The sequence below is a fragment of the Mesorhizobium metallidurans STM 2683 genome (genome assembly GCF_000350085.1).
Taxonomy (GTDB): Bacteria; Pseudomonadota; Alphaproteobacteria; order Rhizobiales; family Rhizobiaceae; genus Mesorhizobium; species Mesorhizobium metallidurans.
In genome coordinates, this window is record NZ_CAUM01000094.1 from 1 (window position 1) to 15,734 (window position 15,734).

Sequence of the window (15,734 nt, forward strand, 5' to 3'; positions counted from 1 at the left end):
AAGCAGTCAGTCTCGGGTTCTGGTATCACATCCGAGGCAGGTACCCTCCAAGAACACATCGCAGGAAGATCATGGGATTTGGGGTCTTCATCCACCGACAAGATTCGATCTACGACGACAGTCCTGCTGAGCAATACCAGTTTCCCAGCCAGTATCTGCGTCGCGTCGAAGCATGCGTCGGCGACTCGATCATTTATTACGAGCCCAGCAAGGTAAGCGAGACACGCGGGTATTTCGCCATGGCTAAAGTCCAAGAGATCATTCCTGATCCCGTGACGGCTGGCATGTACCTTGCCCTGATTGAGCCCGGAAGCTACCTCGATTTCGTCAACCCAGTTCCATTCAACGGGCCCGACGGTCTCGTTGAACGAGGGTTATTCAATGACCAAGGACGGATTTCCGGTCGCGCTCAATCGGCAGTCCGCCCAATCAGTCCAGCCGATTTCAACCGCATTATCGATCTGGGCCAGGACACCAGTGAGTTATTGCTGCCGCGCGTTGATGAGGTCGGCACATCTACCGGTTTTCAGGACGAGCAGGCGCCATTCGAATTCGAGCGGAGCCGTGATCGCGTAAACTACTTCGGATCACGGATCGTGCGGGATCGCATTTTCCGTCGAATCGTCTTACGCGCCTATGACGAGCGCTGCGCGATCACCGGACTGAAGTTGATAAATGGCCGCGGCCGGGCAGAGGTTTCAGCCGCCCATATTCGACCGGTCGAAGCGAGCGGCCCTGATGTCATCAACAATGGGATCGCCCTTTCCGGTACCGCGCACTGGATGTTCGATCGCGGATTGATCAGCCTATCCGATGACTTGGAAATTCTGATCTCGCGGCAGGTCAACGACCTCGACAGCGTGCGGGCGTTCATAAACAAGACGCGCCGCGCACTTCCGCCGGGCCGACAGTTCGAACGCCCGCACCCTCGTTTCTTGCAATGGCACCGTGAGCGTTGCTTCAAGCAATGAGTCGGCGTCTGGTCGGGTTGAGAGACGCACGCTAACATCATGATGGTCTTGTTCATGCGTCGTGAGGGATTGCCATCGCATGAGCGTGCGCAGCAGCCCGTTGTACCGATTGACGCTTGACCCGTGCCTCCTTCTCCCGCACATTCAGCCTCGCGCGGTTGAAATGCCTGTCCGTCCGAGGGGGCTCGTATTGCCTATCCCCTGGCAGCCGGATGCCATGTTGCAAGACAATTCCTCAAAACCTCGCTTCTACCGAAATCACCTGCAAGGAGACTTTCCTTGGCCACCTTCATCACTCAACCCACTTTCCAACGAGCCGGCAGCCAAATGGTGTGGTTCTGGAAGCTCGGAACAGGCAACGCCTATTGGGGGTACTCGGTACGTGCGGCGGTCGTCCTTCGCACGGCCACTTTGCGCTGGGAAAGTTTGTATACCTACATCGACCAGACAGGTCATACCGAGGTAATACAGACGAACGCATCAGACGATATGCAGATAATATTCGCGGCGCTAAGTTCTCCCTAGGAGCTGAGACATGCCAATATTGCTTCACACGGTATACGATTCTCGCGGAGTCATCATTGCCGCCTCAAGACATGACCCCGAGGATGACAAGTCGGCCCCAGCACCCATCCCACAAGCCGGTGAGGGCAATTACTACGCGCTAATCCCGCTTGACGAAGCCCACGTCAAAATGCCGCTGGATCAGCTGTGCACAACGACTCGGGTCGACTCGCAACACAAGCGGCTGATTGCCCACGACCTCCACTCTCAAGCATAAGCCGCGAGTGTTCCTAAGCGGGGCAGTGCGCTCGAATCGTGACGATACGGGGCTTCAGGTCAGCGAAGGCCGGCTTCTGGTTCAGGATGTGACGCCTCCGACCTTCTGCCGGAAAGCAGTCACAGAGAGCGGATTTCTCGGCGTGGCAAACGTCGCCATTCCCCCTTGCCATCCCTTTCACCTTCCCCTAATCTCCCTCTGAGAAAACCTTTTCCCAAATCGCCCCGCATCCGCTTACCTCACCACTCGCCACCCCGCAGGCCAACAAGAGAAAACCTTTTCCCAACTAAGGAATTCGCCGCCCGCCATGTCCTCCGACGCCTCGCCAGCGCCCGCCAAGACACCGGTCACCCTCCGCGAGGTGGCCGCCTCTGCTGGCGTCAGTGTCGCCACGGCCTCGAAAGCGCTGAACGGACAGGGGCGGATGACGGCGGAGACGCGCGCGCGGATTCGCGAGACGGCGCAGCGGCTGGGCTTTCGGCCGAACAGCCTGGCGCAGAGCCTGTTGCGGCGGCGCTCCTTCACCGTCGGGCTGCTCACCAACGATACCTATGGCCGCTTCTCGCTGCCGCTGATGTCGGGTGTTTCCGATGCGCTGGTCGATGCCGGCGTCTCGGTGTTCCTGTGCAACGTCGAGGACGACACGCGGCTCGCCCAGCTGCATGTCGAGGCCATGCTTGACAAGCGCGTTGACGGCATCATCGCCACCGGCAAGCGCATCGACCGCCATCTGCCGGTCGATCTCGCCAATCTGCGCATTCCCGTGATCTATGCCTTCACCCAGCCCGATCCCGGCGCCATCGCGTTCGTGTCGGATGATGCCGGTGGCGCGCGGCTGGCGGTCGAGCATTTCTGCCGGCTGGGGAAGAAGCGCATCGCCCATGTCAGCGGTCCCTCCGGCTTCGCCGTGGTGCACGCGCGGGCGCAGGCTTACCGCGATGTCCTTATCGAGCGCGGCCTGCCGGTCATCGAACCGCTGCTCGGCGCGTGGTCGGAAGCCTGGGGGCATGAGGCCGTTGGAAAACTGTTCGGGGCCAAGGCGGGCAGGGAAGGGGCGCCTGATGCCGTGTTCTGCGGCAACGACCAGATCGCGCGCGGCGTCATCGATGCGCTGCGCGAGCGCGGTATCGGCGTGCCCGACGATGTCGGCGTCATCGGCTTCGACAATTGGGAGATCGTGGCCGAGGCGACGCGCCCGCCGCTGAGCTCGGTCGACATGAACCTGGCAGCACTTGGCCGCGAGGCCGGGCTCGCTCTGCTTTCGCTCGTCGGCGGCAAACCCGCCGAGCCGGGCATCAGGAAACTGCCGTGCCGGCTAGTGGTGCGTCAGTCATGCGGCCGCCCGCCAGGCGGCTAGAGGCAACGCGGGAGCGCTGCCGAACTGGGAGGAAAACCATGAGGAGGAGAACCATGAAGACCATGATCGCAGGGTTCGCGCTGGCCGCGAGCATCTTTGGCTCGTTAGCAATAGTTGGGCCTGCCGCCGCCGAGACCGCCAACATCTGGGTGCGCGCCGACGGCTCGAATTTCATGCCGCGCATCGTCGATGCCTTCAACAAGGGGCATGAGAACCAGATCAAGCTCGACATCATCCCCAATGCCGAGATCATCCCGAAATATGGCGCGGCGGCCGCCGGCGGCACCGCGCCCGACGCGCTGTCGCTCGACCTGATCTACACGCCGGCCTTTTCCGCCGCCGGCCAGCTGGAGGACATCACCGACTGGGCGAAATCGCTGCCCTATTTCGCCAGCCTGTCGCCGGCCCATGTCAAGACCGGCACCTACAAGGGCCGCATCTACGGCCTGCCATTCTCGGCCGACAGTTCGGTGCTGATCTGGAACAAGAAGCTGTTCAAGCAGGCCGGGCTCGATCCCGAGAAGGGACCGACGAACTGGGCCGAGATCGAAGCCGACGCCGAAAAGGTCAACGCGCTCGGTGGCGACATCAAGGGATTCTATTTCTCCGGCAATTGCGGCGGCTGCAACATCTTCACCTTCACCCCGCTGATCTGGGCCTCGGGTGGCGATATCCTCTCGGAAGACGGCTCCAAGGCGACGCTGGACAGCCCGCAATTGCGCGGCGCCATCGACCTCTACCGCTCGATGGTCAAGAAGGATCTGGTGCCGTCGGGCGCGCAGACTGACACCGGCTCCAACTTCTTTGCCGCCTTTGCCGCCGGCAATATCGGCATTTCGCCGTCCGGCGCCTTCGCCATCGGCGCGCTCAACACGCAATATCCCGATGTCGACTATGGCGTCACCTTCCTGCCGGGCAAGGATGGCGGCTGGTCGTCCTTTGCCGGCGGCGACAATTTCGTCGTCACCAAGGGCACCACGAAGCTTCCTGTGGTCAAGGAGTTCCTCGACTTCGCCTATTCGCTGGAAGGCCAGACCATTTTGGCCAAATACGGCAGCCTGCCCGTGCGCGGCGACATCGCCAAGGACGCGCTGAAAGATCTCGATCCGCGCTACCAGATCGCCGCCGAAGCCATGGCCAAGGGCCGCACGCCCTATTCGGTGGTGTTCAACGATCTGATCAACTCCGCCAACGGCCCGTGGACGCAGATGGTCAACGAGGTATTCTTCGGCGACGATGTCGACGGCGCGATATCGAATGCGCAGGAGACCATGCAGTCGATCATCGACCAGGCGCCGCAGAAGTAGGTTGGCGCCGATCCGGCCGCCCGCCCGTCTCCCTGGTCGGGCGGCCGGATCCATCAATGCAGGGTTATCGCGTTGGGAAAAGACCCCCTTGTCCGGCCGCTTCGCGGCCACCTTCTCCCCGCTGGGGAGAAGAGGCTGGCATCGACGCCGGCGGCCTCCTCTCCCCTCGGGGAGAGGTCGGATTGCCCCGAATTGCCCTTCGCAATTCGGTTGGCAATCCGGGTGAGGGGGTCTTCTCCCGATGCGATTGCGCTTCAAACCCCGAGCGGCAAGCCATGACCACCATCATCGCAACCACCTCCGCCCCCGCACGCCGGCGAAAACTCGTCGGCGCCGGCCGCCGGCAGTGGATCGGCCTGCTCTATGTCGCGCCGGCGGTGGCGCTGGTCACCGTCTTCTTCATCATCCCGCTCGGCATGACGGCGTGGATGTCGCTGCACAACTGGCCGCTGATGGGCGCGCACTCCTTCATCGGCCTCGACAATTACTGGGCGATCCTGCGCGACAACAGATTCTGGAACGCGCTGCGCTTCACCGGCTACTACACGGTGATCGTCACCATCGCGATCTTCGCCGTCGCCTTTCCGCTGGCGCTGTTCATCGAGCGGCCGCGCCAGCTCACCGGCTTCTATCGCACCTCCTTCTTCATGCCGGCTGTCGTCGGCTTTGCTTCGGCGAGCCTGCTCTGGTCATGGCTCTTGAATGTCGATTCCGGCCTGTTCAGCCCGGCCGCCTTCGAACTCGGCCTGACCGAGAAGAAGGTCAATCTGCTCGCCACCTTCCAGCCGGCCTTCTGGTCGATCATCGCCATGGTCGTCTGGAAGGTCGCCGGCTTCACCATGATCATCCTGATGACCGGCCTGCAGTCGATCCCGCCCGACCTGCAGGAGGCGGCGATGATCGACGGGGCAGGGCCGTTCGCGCGCTTCCGGGCGATCACGCTGCCGCTGATGCGCCGCACGCTGGCACTGGCCTTGATCCTGTCGGTCGCGGGCTCCGTGCTCGCCTTCGACCAGTTCTACATCATCCTGCGCGGCGGCCCGCGCAACCAGACGCTGACCGCCGTCTACTGGATCTTCAACCAGTCCTTCGTGTCGTTCAAGCTCGGCTATGGCGCCGCCCTGTCGATGATCCTGCTGGTCATCCTGGTCGCGCTCAGCCTCGTCCAGCTCTGGCTGCTGCGCAAGCCCGAGGGGGTCGACTGATGGCGCGGGCAAGAAGCCGCGGCAGCCGCCTCTGGCTTGGCCTCGCCGAGCACGCGACCGGCATCGTCGCCTCGCTGCTGTTCCTGGCGCCGATCGTCTGGACGGTGCTGTCGGCCTTCAAGCCGGCCGGCGAAGCGCGCCTGCCGCCGCTGCCGCCCTGGCCGACGACCGGTTTTTCGGTCGAGAACTACGCCACGCTCAACACCTTCGGCGACGGTCTGTGGCTGCCGGCGCAAAACAGCCTCTATGTCTCTGTCATGACGGTGGTGTTTTCCGTCATTGTCGGCGTGCTTGCCGGCTACGGCTTCTCGCGCTTCCGCTTTCCGTTCAAGGATGCGCTGTTCATCGTCATCCTGTCGACGATCATGATCCCGTTCCAGTCGATCCTGACGCCGATCTTCCTGGTGCTGACCAAGATCGGCCTGCACAACACGCTGACCGGGCTGGTCTGCGTCTATGTCACGCTGCAACTGCCGTTCTCGATCTTCATGATGCGCAACGCCTTCGACGCGGTGCCGCGCGAGATCGAGGAGGCCGCCCGCATGGACGGCGCCAACAACGTCACCATGCTGTTGAAGGTGATGCTGCCGCTGGTCTGGCCGGGCATCGTCACCATCGCGCTGTTCGCCTTCCTCGGCGCCTGGAACGAGTTCCTGGCCGCCCTGGTGCTGATGACCGACCAGTCGAAATTCACGCTGCCGATCATGATGACCGCACTCCAGTCCGGGCGCTTCGGCGCCATCGACTGGGGCGCGGTGCAGGCGGGCGTCACCGTGATGATGGTGCCGTGCCTGATCCTCTTCCTGTTGCTGCAGCGCTTCTACATCCGCGGCCTCATGGCAGGGGCCATCAAATGACCAATCGCATTCGAACGGAGTTAAGTTGATGACCGCATCGCAATCCGCCAAAAAGATCGCCGCCTCGGGCAGGCCAAAGCTCGCCTTCCGGCCGCTTCCCGTGCCGCAGGTCGATATCAGAGGCTTCTGGGGCGACCGTGTCGATGCGGTCGCTTCGCGCACCGCCGACATCCTCTATGACCGCTGCGTCGAGGCGCGCATGCTGGAGCAGATCGACCCCGACCGGCCTTCGCCCGGCGTCGTCATCCCGTTCCATTCTCCCTCACCCGACGAGGCGGCAAGCCAGGGCGCCGAATTCACCGGCTCGACGGTCACCACCCAGATGTTTTGGGATTCCGACTGGGGCAAGACGATCGAGACCGCGGCCTACTCGCTCTACCGCCGCCGCAATGACGATCTGGAAAGTAAGATCGATGCCGTCATCGACATGTACGGCAAGCTGCAGCAGCCCGATGGCTATTTGTCGAGCTGGTATCAGCGCATTGAGCCCGGCAAGCGCTGGACCAACCTGCGCGACTGCCACGAGCTCTATTGCGCCGGCCATCTGATCGAGGGCGCGGTCGCATATTACCAGGCCACGGGAAAACGCAAGCTGCTCGACATAATGTGCCGCTATGTCGACCACATCGCCGAGACCTTCGGCCCCGAGCCCGGCAAGAAGAAGGGCTATTGCGGCCATGAGGAGATCGAATTGGCGCTGGTCAAGCTGGCGCGGGCAACGGGCGAGCAGAAATACATGGATCTGGCAAAATACTTCATCGACCAGCGCGGCCGGCAGCCGCATTATTTCGACGAGGAGGCGCGCGCACGCGGTACCGACCCGAAGGCCTATCATTTCAAGACCTACGAATACAGCCAGTCGCATAGACCTGTGCGCGAGCAGGACAAGGTCGTCGGCCACGCGGTGCGGGCGATGTATCTGTTCTCCGGCATGGCCGATATCGCCACCGAATATGGCGACGACACACTCAGGGTGGCGCTCGACCGTCTCTGGGACGATCTGACGACGAAAAACCTCTACATCACCGGAGGCATAGGCCCGTCCGCGCACAATGAGGGTTTTACGGCTGACTACGACCTGCCCAATGAAACCGCCTATGCCGAGACCTGCGCCGCCGTCGGCCTGGTGTTCTGGGCAAGCCGCATGCTCGGCATGGGGCCGAACGCGCGCTATGCCGACATGATGGAGCGGGCGCTCTACAATGGCTCGATCTCGGGCCTGTCGCTCGACGGCTCGCTGTTCTTCTACGAGAATCCGCTGGAGAGCCGGGGCAAGCACAATCGCTGGAAATGGCACCGCTGCCCGTGCTGTCCGCCTAATATCGGCCGCATGGTCGCCTCGATCGGCAGCTATTTCTACGGCCTGTCGGACGATGCGCTCGCCGTTCATCTCTATGGCGACTCGACCGCCCGCTTCGAAGTAGCGGGCCGGCAGGTCGAACTCGTCCAGACCAGCAATTATCCCTGGGACGGCGCGGTTTCGATCCAGGTCGAGCCCGAAGCGCCGGTCGAATTTCACCTTGCATCTGCGCATCCCTTCCTGGTGCCGCAAGGCGGCGCTCAAGGTGAATGGCGCACCAGTCGATCTCGATACCGTCACCAGCGACGGCTATGCCGCGATCCGGCGCGAATGGCGCAAGGGCGACCGCGTCGAGTTCGATCTCGAAATGTCGATCGCCCGTCTCTTCGCCAACCCTGAGGTGCGGCAGGATATCGGCCGCGTGGCGCTCGCGCGCGGTCCGTTGATCTACTGCGTCGAGGAAACCGACAATGCCGGCCAGCTCCACCGCATCACGCTCCCGCGCACGGCCAGGATAGAGGCACATAAGGAGCAAAACCTGCTGGGCGGGGTCGTCACGCTTTCGGCCATGGGCAGCAAGGAGGCCGTGGAAAACTGGGAGAACGGCCTCTACCGCACCGCTCCGCCGGCCACCAAGGAAGCCAAGCTGAAGGCCGTCCCGTACTTTGCCTGGGACAACCGCGAGCCGGGCGAAATGCTGGTGTGGCTGCGGGACGGGTGAGGGCTGCGGCCAATTTCTGGTAAGCGTCCAGGCTTATTGAATGCCCCAACCACGGGAGTGAGCAGCGCCCATCCCCCTGTTGCCGGAATTTGTGGGCCGAGGTTCATGCTGATTTCGGTCACCAGCTTCCGGCGAAGGGCAGTGACATAGTCGCGCGGCCCCGTCGGCGATATGACGAAGGCCTGGGAGCCGCCAATGACGGATTGGGCAAAGTAGGATGCTAGCGGTTGCCTGGGATCCTCATCTTGCGCTGGAATGGCGATCGCATTGATCGTGTACCCCTTGGCGATGGCAATCTCCCTGCTCGGCTGAACGGGAAGCCCGTCGTTGTTCTCGCCATTGGAAGAGATGTCGATTACTTTCTTCATCGCGTTTCCCGGAAACTGGTCGAGCAGAAGACTTCCGACGTCGATGGCCGAGGAAACCGATGTTCCGCGCCGGCCTCTGCGGGCATATCCGGTATCGCCTGTCTCGCGGATCACCGACGCAGCCGCCTTGGCATCTTCCAGTCCGCAAATGCTTGTCCATGGCAGCACGGTGCGTGCGCTGCCGGGGCTCGACCATTCAAAATAGGCAACGCTGATGCAGCCAAGATAATTCCGCGAGATGGCGGTAATGATCTCGGGCGAGGTGAGTGCCGCGGCATGTCCCTCGCGCTGCAGGTCGGCAATTTTCGGGTCGATCGACGACGAGAAATCGACCGCGAACACGATCGCGACATCAACGTTGGCCGCATGGGCGGGCAACCCCCAAGGCACTGAAGCGGCAAGGCCTCCCGCCAGCCTGAGGAACAGGCTGGCCCGCCTTGCCCGCCCTGCATCTGGTCGGCCCGCCGACGTTGGAGGACTGCCTCCAGGCATTGTCCGTACCTGCCCGCGACGGCAGGCCGCTTCGGGACCGGCGTTCTGATGTGAAATTCCGAACATGACTCTCTCCGTTTCAGACATCCGGCAAGGGCGCGCGTGCCGGCAGCGGCCGGTTCGACATTGCGACGGACAGGATCGCGCCGAGAATGATCGCGGCACCAATGCGCCCGCGGGGGAGTTCCACTCCCCGAGGAAGATCGTCGCGCCAATGGCGCCGAAGACGCTTTCTGCGCTGACGATCAGGGCGGCATGGCTGGCCGAGGTGAAGCGCAGGGCGGCTATCTGTATGCCGAATGCGACCGCGGTGGAGAACACGCCGAGCACCACCAGTTCAGGACCGGCCGCGAAGGCAGCGGCTACTGACAAATTGCCTAGCATTGCCCCGATCGGCAGCGCGAAGGCGGCGGCGCCAAGGAACTGCACGGCCGCCGCCGTGAAGGGACATCCATGGGCCTGCATATGCCGGGCGAGCTCGACCGCCCACAGCGCGTAGCACCCGGCCGACAAGATGGCGGTGAGATCGCCGCCGCTGAGACCAGCGATCCCGCCCGACAAGAGCAGGCAGCCGACCACCGTCAACCCGGCAGCAATTATGAGGTTCGCTTTAGGACGTTCGCCGACAAGCAGCCACGCGGCCAGCGGTGTCATCACCGTTGCCGTGCTTATCAGAAAGCTTGCATTCGTGACGGTGGCGCCGAGATAGCAAAGCTGCTGAAGCGTGATGGAGATGGCAAACAGGACGCTGACCCTGACCAGGCTGGAAAAATGGCCGGTCACGGCCGGCAGTCGCCGTTCCATCAAGACAAAGGGCAACACAAGCAGCCCGCCGATCAGGCAGCGCAGTCCAACGGCACTCAGCGCGTCGAGGTGTGTAAGCACCGTCTTTTGCGGGACATTACCGAAGCCCCACAAGGCGGCGGCAAACAGGAGCAGCAAATTGGCTGTGAGCTTTGACATTCGCCGCACCCCTCGGGCCAGAACCCTGCTAGAGGTCCAGTTATCCCTAATTCAGGAATGTCTAAATGAAGTGCGTCACGTTAGCGCTTGAGCGCGGGGCTCTACAGTTTGCGAACCGTTAGTTTTGAGTTAGAATTTCGTCAGGCTGGGAGAGCAAATGCAAAGTGGGGAAAGCGGCGCTGCAAATAGAATCTCGCTCTTCGGCGGTTTCCGGATCGAAAGTGAAACCGCCGGTCCGCTCTGGCTGACCGGGAAACGAGGCCCTGCAATCATTGCTTATCTGGCCCGCTGTCCCGGCATGGCGGCGACACGGGAAAGGCTAGCTGACCTGCTGTGGGGCGACAGCGACAGTGAACACTCACGCAACAGTCTGCGGCAGACCCTCAGCGTCCTGCGCCGGGATCTGTCGCGAGTGGATATGGATCTCATCCATTCCCGCAGGGAGTTGATCGGCCTCAGTCCGGACGCGGTTCGGGTTGACGTCGAGGAGTTTGAATCGGGGCTTTCCGCCCGCTCCGCGCAAGAGCTCGAAACGGCTCTGGCTCTTTATACCGGGCCCTTTCTCGATGGCCTCTATCTGGGGATCAATACTTTCGATGACTGGGTCGCGTCGGAACGCGAACGGTTGCTGAGCCGCGCGCTTGAGTCCTTCGAAAAGCTCGCGCGTCTCGTGGATGTTGAAACGGGGCTCGTCCTGGCCGATCGAATTCTGGCCATGGAACCGACGCGGGAGGAATCTTACCGGCTGAAGATGGAGCTGCTCCTTGCCGGTGGCCAGCGGGAGAGGGCGTTGCGGACATACGAGACTTGCAGGAGCGTCCTGAAGAGGGAGTTCGGTGTGGACGCCAGTGCGGAGACGCGTGCGCTTTGGCAATCTTTGCTGTCTGTTGCCGATACCGCATCAAATCAGCCGGCAAATGGTGTCCCGGCCGGCCAGCGCCCCGAGCGCCCTTCCATCAGTGTCGCCGACTTCGTCAATCTGACAGGAAAGCGAGGCGACGACTTTTTCGCCAAGGGCCTCGTCCATGATGTCACCACGGCTCTCTCCGAGGTGGCCGACTATGTCGTGCTCTCAGGGCTTCCGCCCCTGGAGAAGGCAGGCGATGAACCGAAGACGTCGGGGTCGCCTCGGGCCCGTTATACGCTCAGCGGCAGCATTCAGAGATCCGGCGACGAACTGAGGGTAAACGTTCAGCTTGTCGATGCCGCCGGCGGCCACAATGTCTGGGCTCAGAAATTCGACGGCCACTCAGAGAACGCACTCGAATTCCAGGACAGGATCGCACAGTCGGTTGTGCTGGCCGTGATCCTCGAACTTCAGCTGACGAACTGGAAAGTTCGCGACAAAAGCCCACCGGGCGCCCCCGAAGTTCGCAGGTTGGTGAATGAAGCGCTCATGAAGTATTTCGAGATGACGCGGGACTCGCTCCTGATGGGAGTGGAACTCTCGGAAAAGGCCCTTTCGATTGGGCCCGACAATGCCCGTGCAAAGCGCACGCTCTCTATTGCAATCTCGATGAGCGTTGCTTTTGGTGCGCTGCCTGGCACGCAGGAGCACATCGAGCGTGCGCTGCAGCTTGGGCAAGCCTCGGTAAGGGCGGTGCCGGACGACGAGATTGCTCGATGCATTCTCTCATTCGCTTTGGAAGGCGCCGGCCGTATCGAGGAGGCGATTGTAGAATGCCGCCACGCAATCAGCCTCAACCCAAGCTATCCAAGTGGCCACGGAGATATTGCGGAACTCTATGCGTTACGCGGGCAGGTCAGCGAGGCGCTGCACGAGGCGAAGGAGGCGATCCGGCTCGGAACGCATGACGTTATCGACTTCTGGCGCCACAACAGCATGGTTGTGGCGCTGTTCGCCGACGGGAACGACCGACGGGCGCTCGAAGTCGCCCGCAAGGTGGTCAGGACAAAGCCGGGCTTCGTTCGTGGCGCTCTTTATTGGGCAGCGGCCGCGTCGGCAACTGGTAACAACGAAGAGGCTTCCCGGGCCATTCATCATTGCCTGTCACAGCTTCCACATCTCAATCTGAGCAATGTCTGCCCTGGCTTCTTGCCACGCTACGTGAAGGACTATCACCACTCCCGGTTGCTCGAAATGCTGTCAAGAGCAGGCCTTCCGAGTTCCTAGCCTCCCTTTGAATTCGAGTGCCACCCACACAGGCGGCGCTGCTACAGTCGGACGAAAGCCGTGAGCGGCAGATGATCGGAGGCAACCCGCGAAAGCGGGGTGTCGTGCGCTTCGACGGTCGAGATCATGCCGTGTCGATTGGCCATGATCCGGTCGAGCGCCAGCAGCGGAAGGCTCGATGGAAAGGTGGGAACCGCCGGCGGCAACGGGCCAAAAGTCGTATGCAGCGTGTTCAGGGAGGAGCGATTTCCCAGCCGCCATTCGTTCAGATCGCCGAGCAGCAGCGTCGGCCTTTCGTCGGCGCTGCTCATGATATCGAGCACGGCACGGGCCTGCTCGGAGCGCGAGTGGCGCAGCAGGCCGAGATGGGCCGCGATGACGCGCAGTGTCGGTTTCTCGTCGAGATCGATCTCGGCAACGAGCGCCCCGCGTGGCTCGAGCCCCGGCAGCTTGATCTGGTGCACGTCGCGCACGGTCCCGCGCTTGAACAACAGCACATTGCCGCGCCAGCCATGTCCCTTGCCGTTTCCGGTAATCGGCACCGGCACCAGCCCCGTTTCCATTTCGAGGCGGGCAAGGTCGAGCAGCCCGGCACGATCACCAAAGCGATTGTCGGCTTCCTGCAGCGCGATGACATCGGGGCTGATTTCCCGGATGACGCGAGCGGTGCGTTCGGGATCGAATTTCCGGTCGACGCCGATGCATTTGTGGACGTTATAGGAGGCTACCACCATTTCGGTGTTGTCAGTCCGCTTGCGCTGCTCGGATTTTGCCTTCCGCGCATTTCTGCCGCGGATTGACACGAGCACGGTCTCCGGAAGGCTGCGTTCGTTTTTATGCATGCGGGCTGCTGCTTATTCCCTTGCTTCTAGAGATAGGGCGATCCCAACCACAGCACACGGTCGAACAGGCGAACGATGAATGGCCGTGCTTGCAGGGCTTCGAGCGTTACGGGCACGGCGCGGGCGATCGCAGAACCGATCCTCTCCTCGACCTCCGAGGCAAAGCCGGCGTCGAGAACCTCCATGTCGATCTCGAAATTCAGCCTGAGCGACCGGGCATCGAGATTGGACGACCCGACATAGGCCCACACGCCATCGATTGACATCAACTTTGAATGGTCGAATGAGCCCTCGTGGCGCCAAACGCGGCAATAATGCTTCAGCACCTGGTCGAACTGGGCCGTCATCGCGCGGTCGACGAGGAAAAGGTTGTTCACGGCCGGCACGACAATATCGATTTCGACACCGCGCCGGCCGGCTGTCGTCAGCGCGCTGATCAGTTCCCGGTCCGGCAGGAAATAAGGCGACATGATGCGGATCGATTTGCGGGCAACCGAAAATGCCCCGATCAGCAATTTGTGGTTCGTTTCGTTGCTGGCATCCGGCCCCGTTGCCACGGCGCGCACCAGCATCGGCTGGCCGGGCGGCGGCGAGAGGTCTTTTATTTGCCAGGCGTCGCCTTTCAGTGTCTCGTTGCCGGCGAAACGCCAATCCTCGGCCGCAACCGAGAAAAGGTCGGTGACCACCGGACCGGTGACCCGGAAATGCGTGTCCCTGGAGCTGTCGGAGCCCGCGAATTCGGCCGAAAAGCCCTTGCGGATGTTCATGCCTCCCGTGAACGCAACCATGCCATCGATGACCAGGATTTTCCTGTGGGTTCTCAAATTGGCATAGGGAAGTCTCAGGCCGATGACGATGTTGCCGTTGAAAAGATCGGCCGTGACGCTTGCCTCCTTGAGCCGCCTAAGGATGCTGGGCACCGAGTAGCGCACGCCGACCGCGTCGATCAGCACGCGCACGGTCACGCCGCGGCGGACAGCGCGGCCAAGCGATTCGACGAAAAGCCGCCCGACGGCGTCATTGTCGAAGATGTAGGTCTCGAGAAGGACACTGCGCTCAGCATTGTCGATCGCCCGGCACATCTCCGCATAGGCCTCATCGCCCGTCTTCAGGACCGAGATGGCGTTTCCACAAGTCAAAGGGCGCCGCGCCACCCTGTCGCCCAATGTCTTTAGTCCGGTAAACCGCTGGCCGTATTGTGCTGTGATCAATGCCTCCGTGGCGATGTCGCGGTCGTGCTTTGCCGAAGCCGCCTCGCTGGGAAAGGGCCGCATGGCGCTGATCGTTGCGCGGCGGATTCGATTGATGCCGGCGATGGCATAGATGACTGCCCCAAGGAATGGCGAAAGCAGCATCACGCCCACCCACCCGGTGGCGGCGCGCACGTCTTCCTTCGTCATGACGGCATGGACGATGCCGACTGTCGCCATCATCCCTGAAATGATCGCGAGGATCTGGGGCCAGTGGGTCGCTAGGGCCTGCAACATTGCCGAAACTATCCCGTGTGCGGTCGCAGAACGCAATGCATGCTCATCTTGATGGGCTCGCATTGGGCTGTGCCCTGCGCTCACTGTCCAGGGGCAGAGCGGGTCGCCAGTCGGTGGTCGTGGTTGGCGCACCTGCCATTTCGCCCATTGCGGAAGCGGCATGGGAACAATAGATGGTGCTGCAGCGGCCGTCCCATAGCCGGCTGAAAAAGCAGGATCATTACCATGACCGATATGCTCGACGCAGCGAAATTGACCGACCGCGTCGCCGCCCTGGTCGAGGCCGCCAAGCGCGCCGGCGCCGATGCCGCCGACGCCGTGGCCGTGCGCGGCCGCTCGACCGGCGTGTCGGTGCGGCTTGGCAAGGTCGAGGCCACCGAGGCGTCCGAGAGCGAGGATGTTTCGCTGCGCGTCTTCGTCGGCAAGCGGGTGGCGAGCGTCTCGGCGACGGCGGCATCGGATCCGAAGCTGCTCGCCGAACGCGCCGTGGCGATGGCGAAGGTCTCGCCGGAAGATCCCTATCAGGGCCTCGCCGATCCGGCGCTTCTGGTCGGGAAACCGCGCGACCTCGATCTGTTCGACGCCACGCAAGTCTCCGCCGATCAGTTGAAGGAAGCAGCGCTCGCCGCCGAAGCCGCGGCCCTTGCCGTCAAGGGCGTCACCAATTCGGCCGGCAGCGGCGCCAGCGCGGGCTTCGGTGGGCTGGTGCTCGCCACCTCGCACGGCTTCGTCGGCCAGTATGTCGCGTCGCGCTTTTCGCGCTCGACCAGCGTCATCGCCGGCGAGGGCACCGGCATGGAGCGCGACTATGAATTCTCCTCGCGCCAGCATTTTTCCGACCTCGACGCGCCGGAGGACATCGGCCGCAAGGCCGGCGAGCGCGCCGCGCGGCGCATCGGCGCGCGTAAGGCGGCGACCGGGCCGGTCGACGTGGTGTTCGACCCGCGCG

The 15,734-nt window shown here is 62.5% G+C and carries 10 protein-coding genes and 3 pseudogenes; 9 read left to right on the forward strand and 4 right to left on the reverse strand.

The annotated features are described in order from the left end of the window. The first annotated feature begins 71 nt into the window (after positions 1–71). The 7 genes and pseudogenes from MESS2_RS14600 to MESS2_RS14635 all read left to right on the forward strand — a co-directional run bounded on the left by MESS2_RS14600 (position 72) and on the right by MESS2_RS14635 (position 8,499). Entirely contained in the window at positions 72–971 is a 900-nt protein-coding gene (locus tag MESS2_RS14600; RefSeq protein ID WP_008875120.1) for an HNH endonuclease, read from the forward strand. A 279-nt stretch (positions 972–1,250) separates the two neighbouring features. Beyond that, a complete protein-coding gene (locus MESS2_RS14605) occupies positions 1,251–1,496 on the forward strand; it encodes a hypothetical protein (RefSeq protein WP_008875122.1) in 246 nt (81 codons plus the stop codon). Positions 1,497–2,059: 563 nt separating this feature from the next. Beyond that, the gene (locus tag MESS2_RS14615) at positions 2,060–3,109 is read left to right on the forward strand and encodes a LacI family DNA-binding transcriptional regulator (protein WP_008875125.1); all 1,050 of its coding nucleotides are present in this window, start codon (positions 2,060–2,062) and stop codon (positions 3,107–3,109) included. 62 nt (positions 3,110–3,171) lie between these two features. Next, positions 3,172–4,416: an ABC transporter substrate-binding protein gene (locus MESS2_RS14620; RefSeq protein WP_425277755.1), complete on the forward strand. Its 1,245-nt coding sequence runs from the start codon at positions 3,172–3,174 to the stop codon at positions 4,414–4,416. Positions 4,417–4,691: 275 nt separating this feature from the next. Further along, positions 4,692–5,621, forward strand: coding sequence for a carbohydrate ABC transporter permease (locus MESS2_RS14625; protein WP_008875127.1), 930 nt, complete (start codon positions 4,692–4,694; stop codon positions 5,619–5,621). Next, positions 5,621–6,478: a carbohydrate ABC transporter permease gene (locus tag MESS2_RS14630; protein WP_008875128.1), complete on the forward strand. Its 858-nt coding sequence runs from the start codon at positions 5,621–5,623 to the stop codon at positions 6,476–6,478. Before MESS2_RS14625 ends, MESS2_RS14630 begins: the two co-directional genes overlap by 1 nt. A gap of 28 nt (positions 6,479–6,506) precedes the next feature. After that, a pseudogene (locus MESS2_RS14635) lies at positions 6,507–8,499 on the forward strand (glycoside hydrolase family 127 protein). A gap of 92 nt (positions 8,500–8,591) precedes the next feature. Here MESS2_RS14635 and MESS2_RS14640 read toward each other — a convergent pair. Beyond that, positions 8,592–9,359, reverse strand: a pseudogene (locus MESS2_RS14640) (DUF1194 domain-containing protein); the annotation flags it as partial. A gap of 246 nt (positions 9,360–9,605) precedes the next feature. Then, positions 9,606–10,322 (reverse strand): annotated as a pseudogene (locus tag MESS2_RS14645) (DMT family transporter); the annotation flags it as partial. A gap of 157 nt (positions 10,323–10,479) precedes the next feature. On the opposite strand from MESS2_RS14645, the gene MESS2_RS14650 reads away from it, so the two are divergent. Then, positions 10,480–12,456 (forward strand): BTAD domain-containing putative transcriptional regulator, encoded by a 1,977-nt coding sequence (locus MESS2_RS14650; RefSeq protein WP_008875132.1) that lies wholly within the window; start codon positions 10,480–10,482, stop codon positions 12,454–12,456. Between the two features lie 41 nt (positions 12,457–12,497). On the opposite strand, the gene MESS2_RS14655 is transcribed toward MESS2_RS14650, so the two are convergent. Together MESS2_RS14655 and MESS2_RS14660 are read right to left on the reverse strand one after the other, a co-directional pair. After that, positions 12,498–13,298, reverse strand: a complete 801-nt coding sequence (locus MESS2_RS14655) for an endonuclease/exonuclease/phosphatase family protein (protein WP_008875133.1) — start codon at positions 13,296–13,298, stop codon at positions 12,498–12,500. 26 nt (positions 13,299–13,324) lie between these two features. Next, a complete protein-coding gene (locus MESS2_RS14660; protein ID WP_008875134.1) occupies positions 13,325–14,785 on the reverse strand; it encodes a phospholipase D-like domain-containing protein in 1,461 nt (486 codons plus the stop codon). Positions 14,786–15,010: 225 nt separating this feature from the next. On the opposite strand from MESS2_RS14660, the gene MESS2_RS14665 reads away from it, so the two are divergent. Then, positions 15,011–15,734 (forward strand): PmbA/TldA family metallopeptidase (locus MESS2_RS14665; RefSeq protein WP_040593122.1); only part of this gene is annotated, 724 nt, incomplete at its 3' end.

Bases quoted from the DNA above. Each gene is read 5' to 3' on its own strand.
- MESS2_RS14600 (WP_008875120.1), top strand. From the start codon at position 72: ATGGGATTTGGGGTCTTCATCCACCGACAAGATTCGATCTACGACGAC.
- MESS2_RS14615 (WP_008875125.1), top strand. From the start codon at position 2,060: ATGTCCTCCGACGCCTCGCCAGCGCCCGCCAAGACACCGGTCACCCTC.
- MESS2_RS14620 (WP_425277755.1), top strand. From the start codon at position 3,172: ATGATCGCAGGGTTCGCGCTGGCCGCGAGCATCTTTGGCTCGTTAGCA.
- MESS2_RS14625 (WP_008875127.1), top strand. From the start codon at position 4,692: ATGACCACCATCATCGCAACCACCTCCGCCCCCGCACGCCGGCGAAAA.
- MESS2_RS14630 (WP_008875128.1), top strand. From the start codon at position 5,621: ATGGCGCGGGCAAGAAGCCGCGGCAGCCGCCTCTGGCTTGGCCTCGCC.
- MESS2_RS14650 (WP_008875132.1), top strand. From the start codon at position 10,480: ATGCAAAGTGGGGAAAGCGGCGCTGCAAATAGAATCTCGCTCTTCGGC.
- MESS2_RS14655 (WP_008875133.1), bottom strand. From the start codon at position 13,298: ATGCATAAAAACGAACGCAGCCTTCCGGAGACCGTGCTCGTGTCAATC.
- MESS2_RS14660 (WP_008875134.1), bottom strand. From the start codon at position 14,785: ATGTTGCAGGCCCTAGCGACCCACTGGCCCCAGATCCTCGCGATCATT.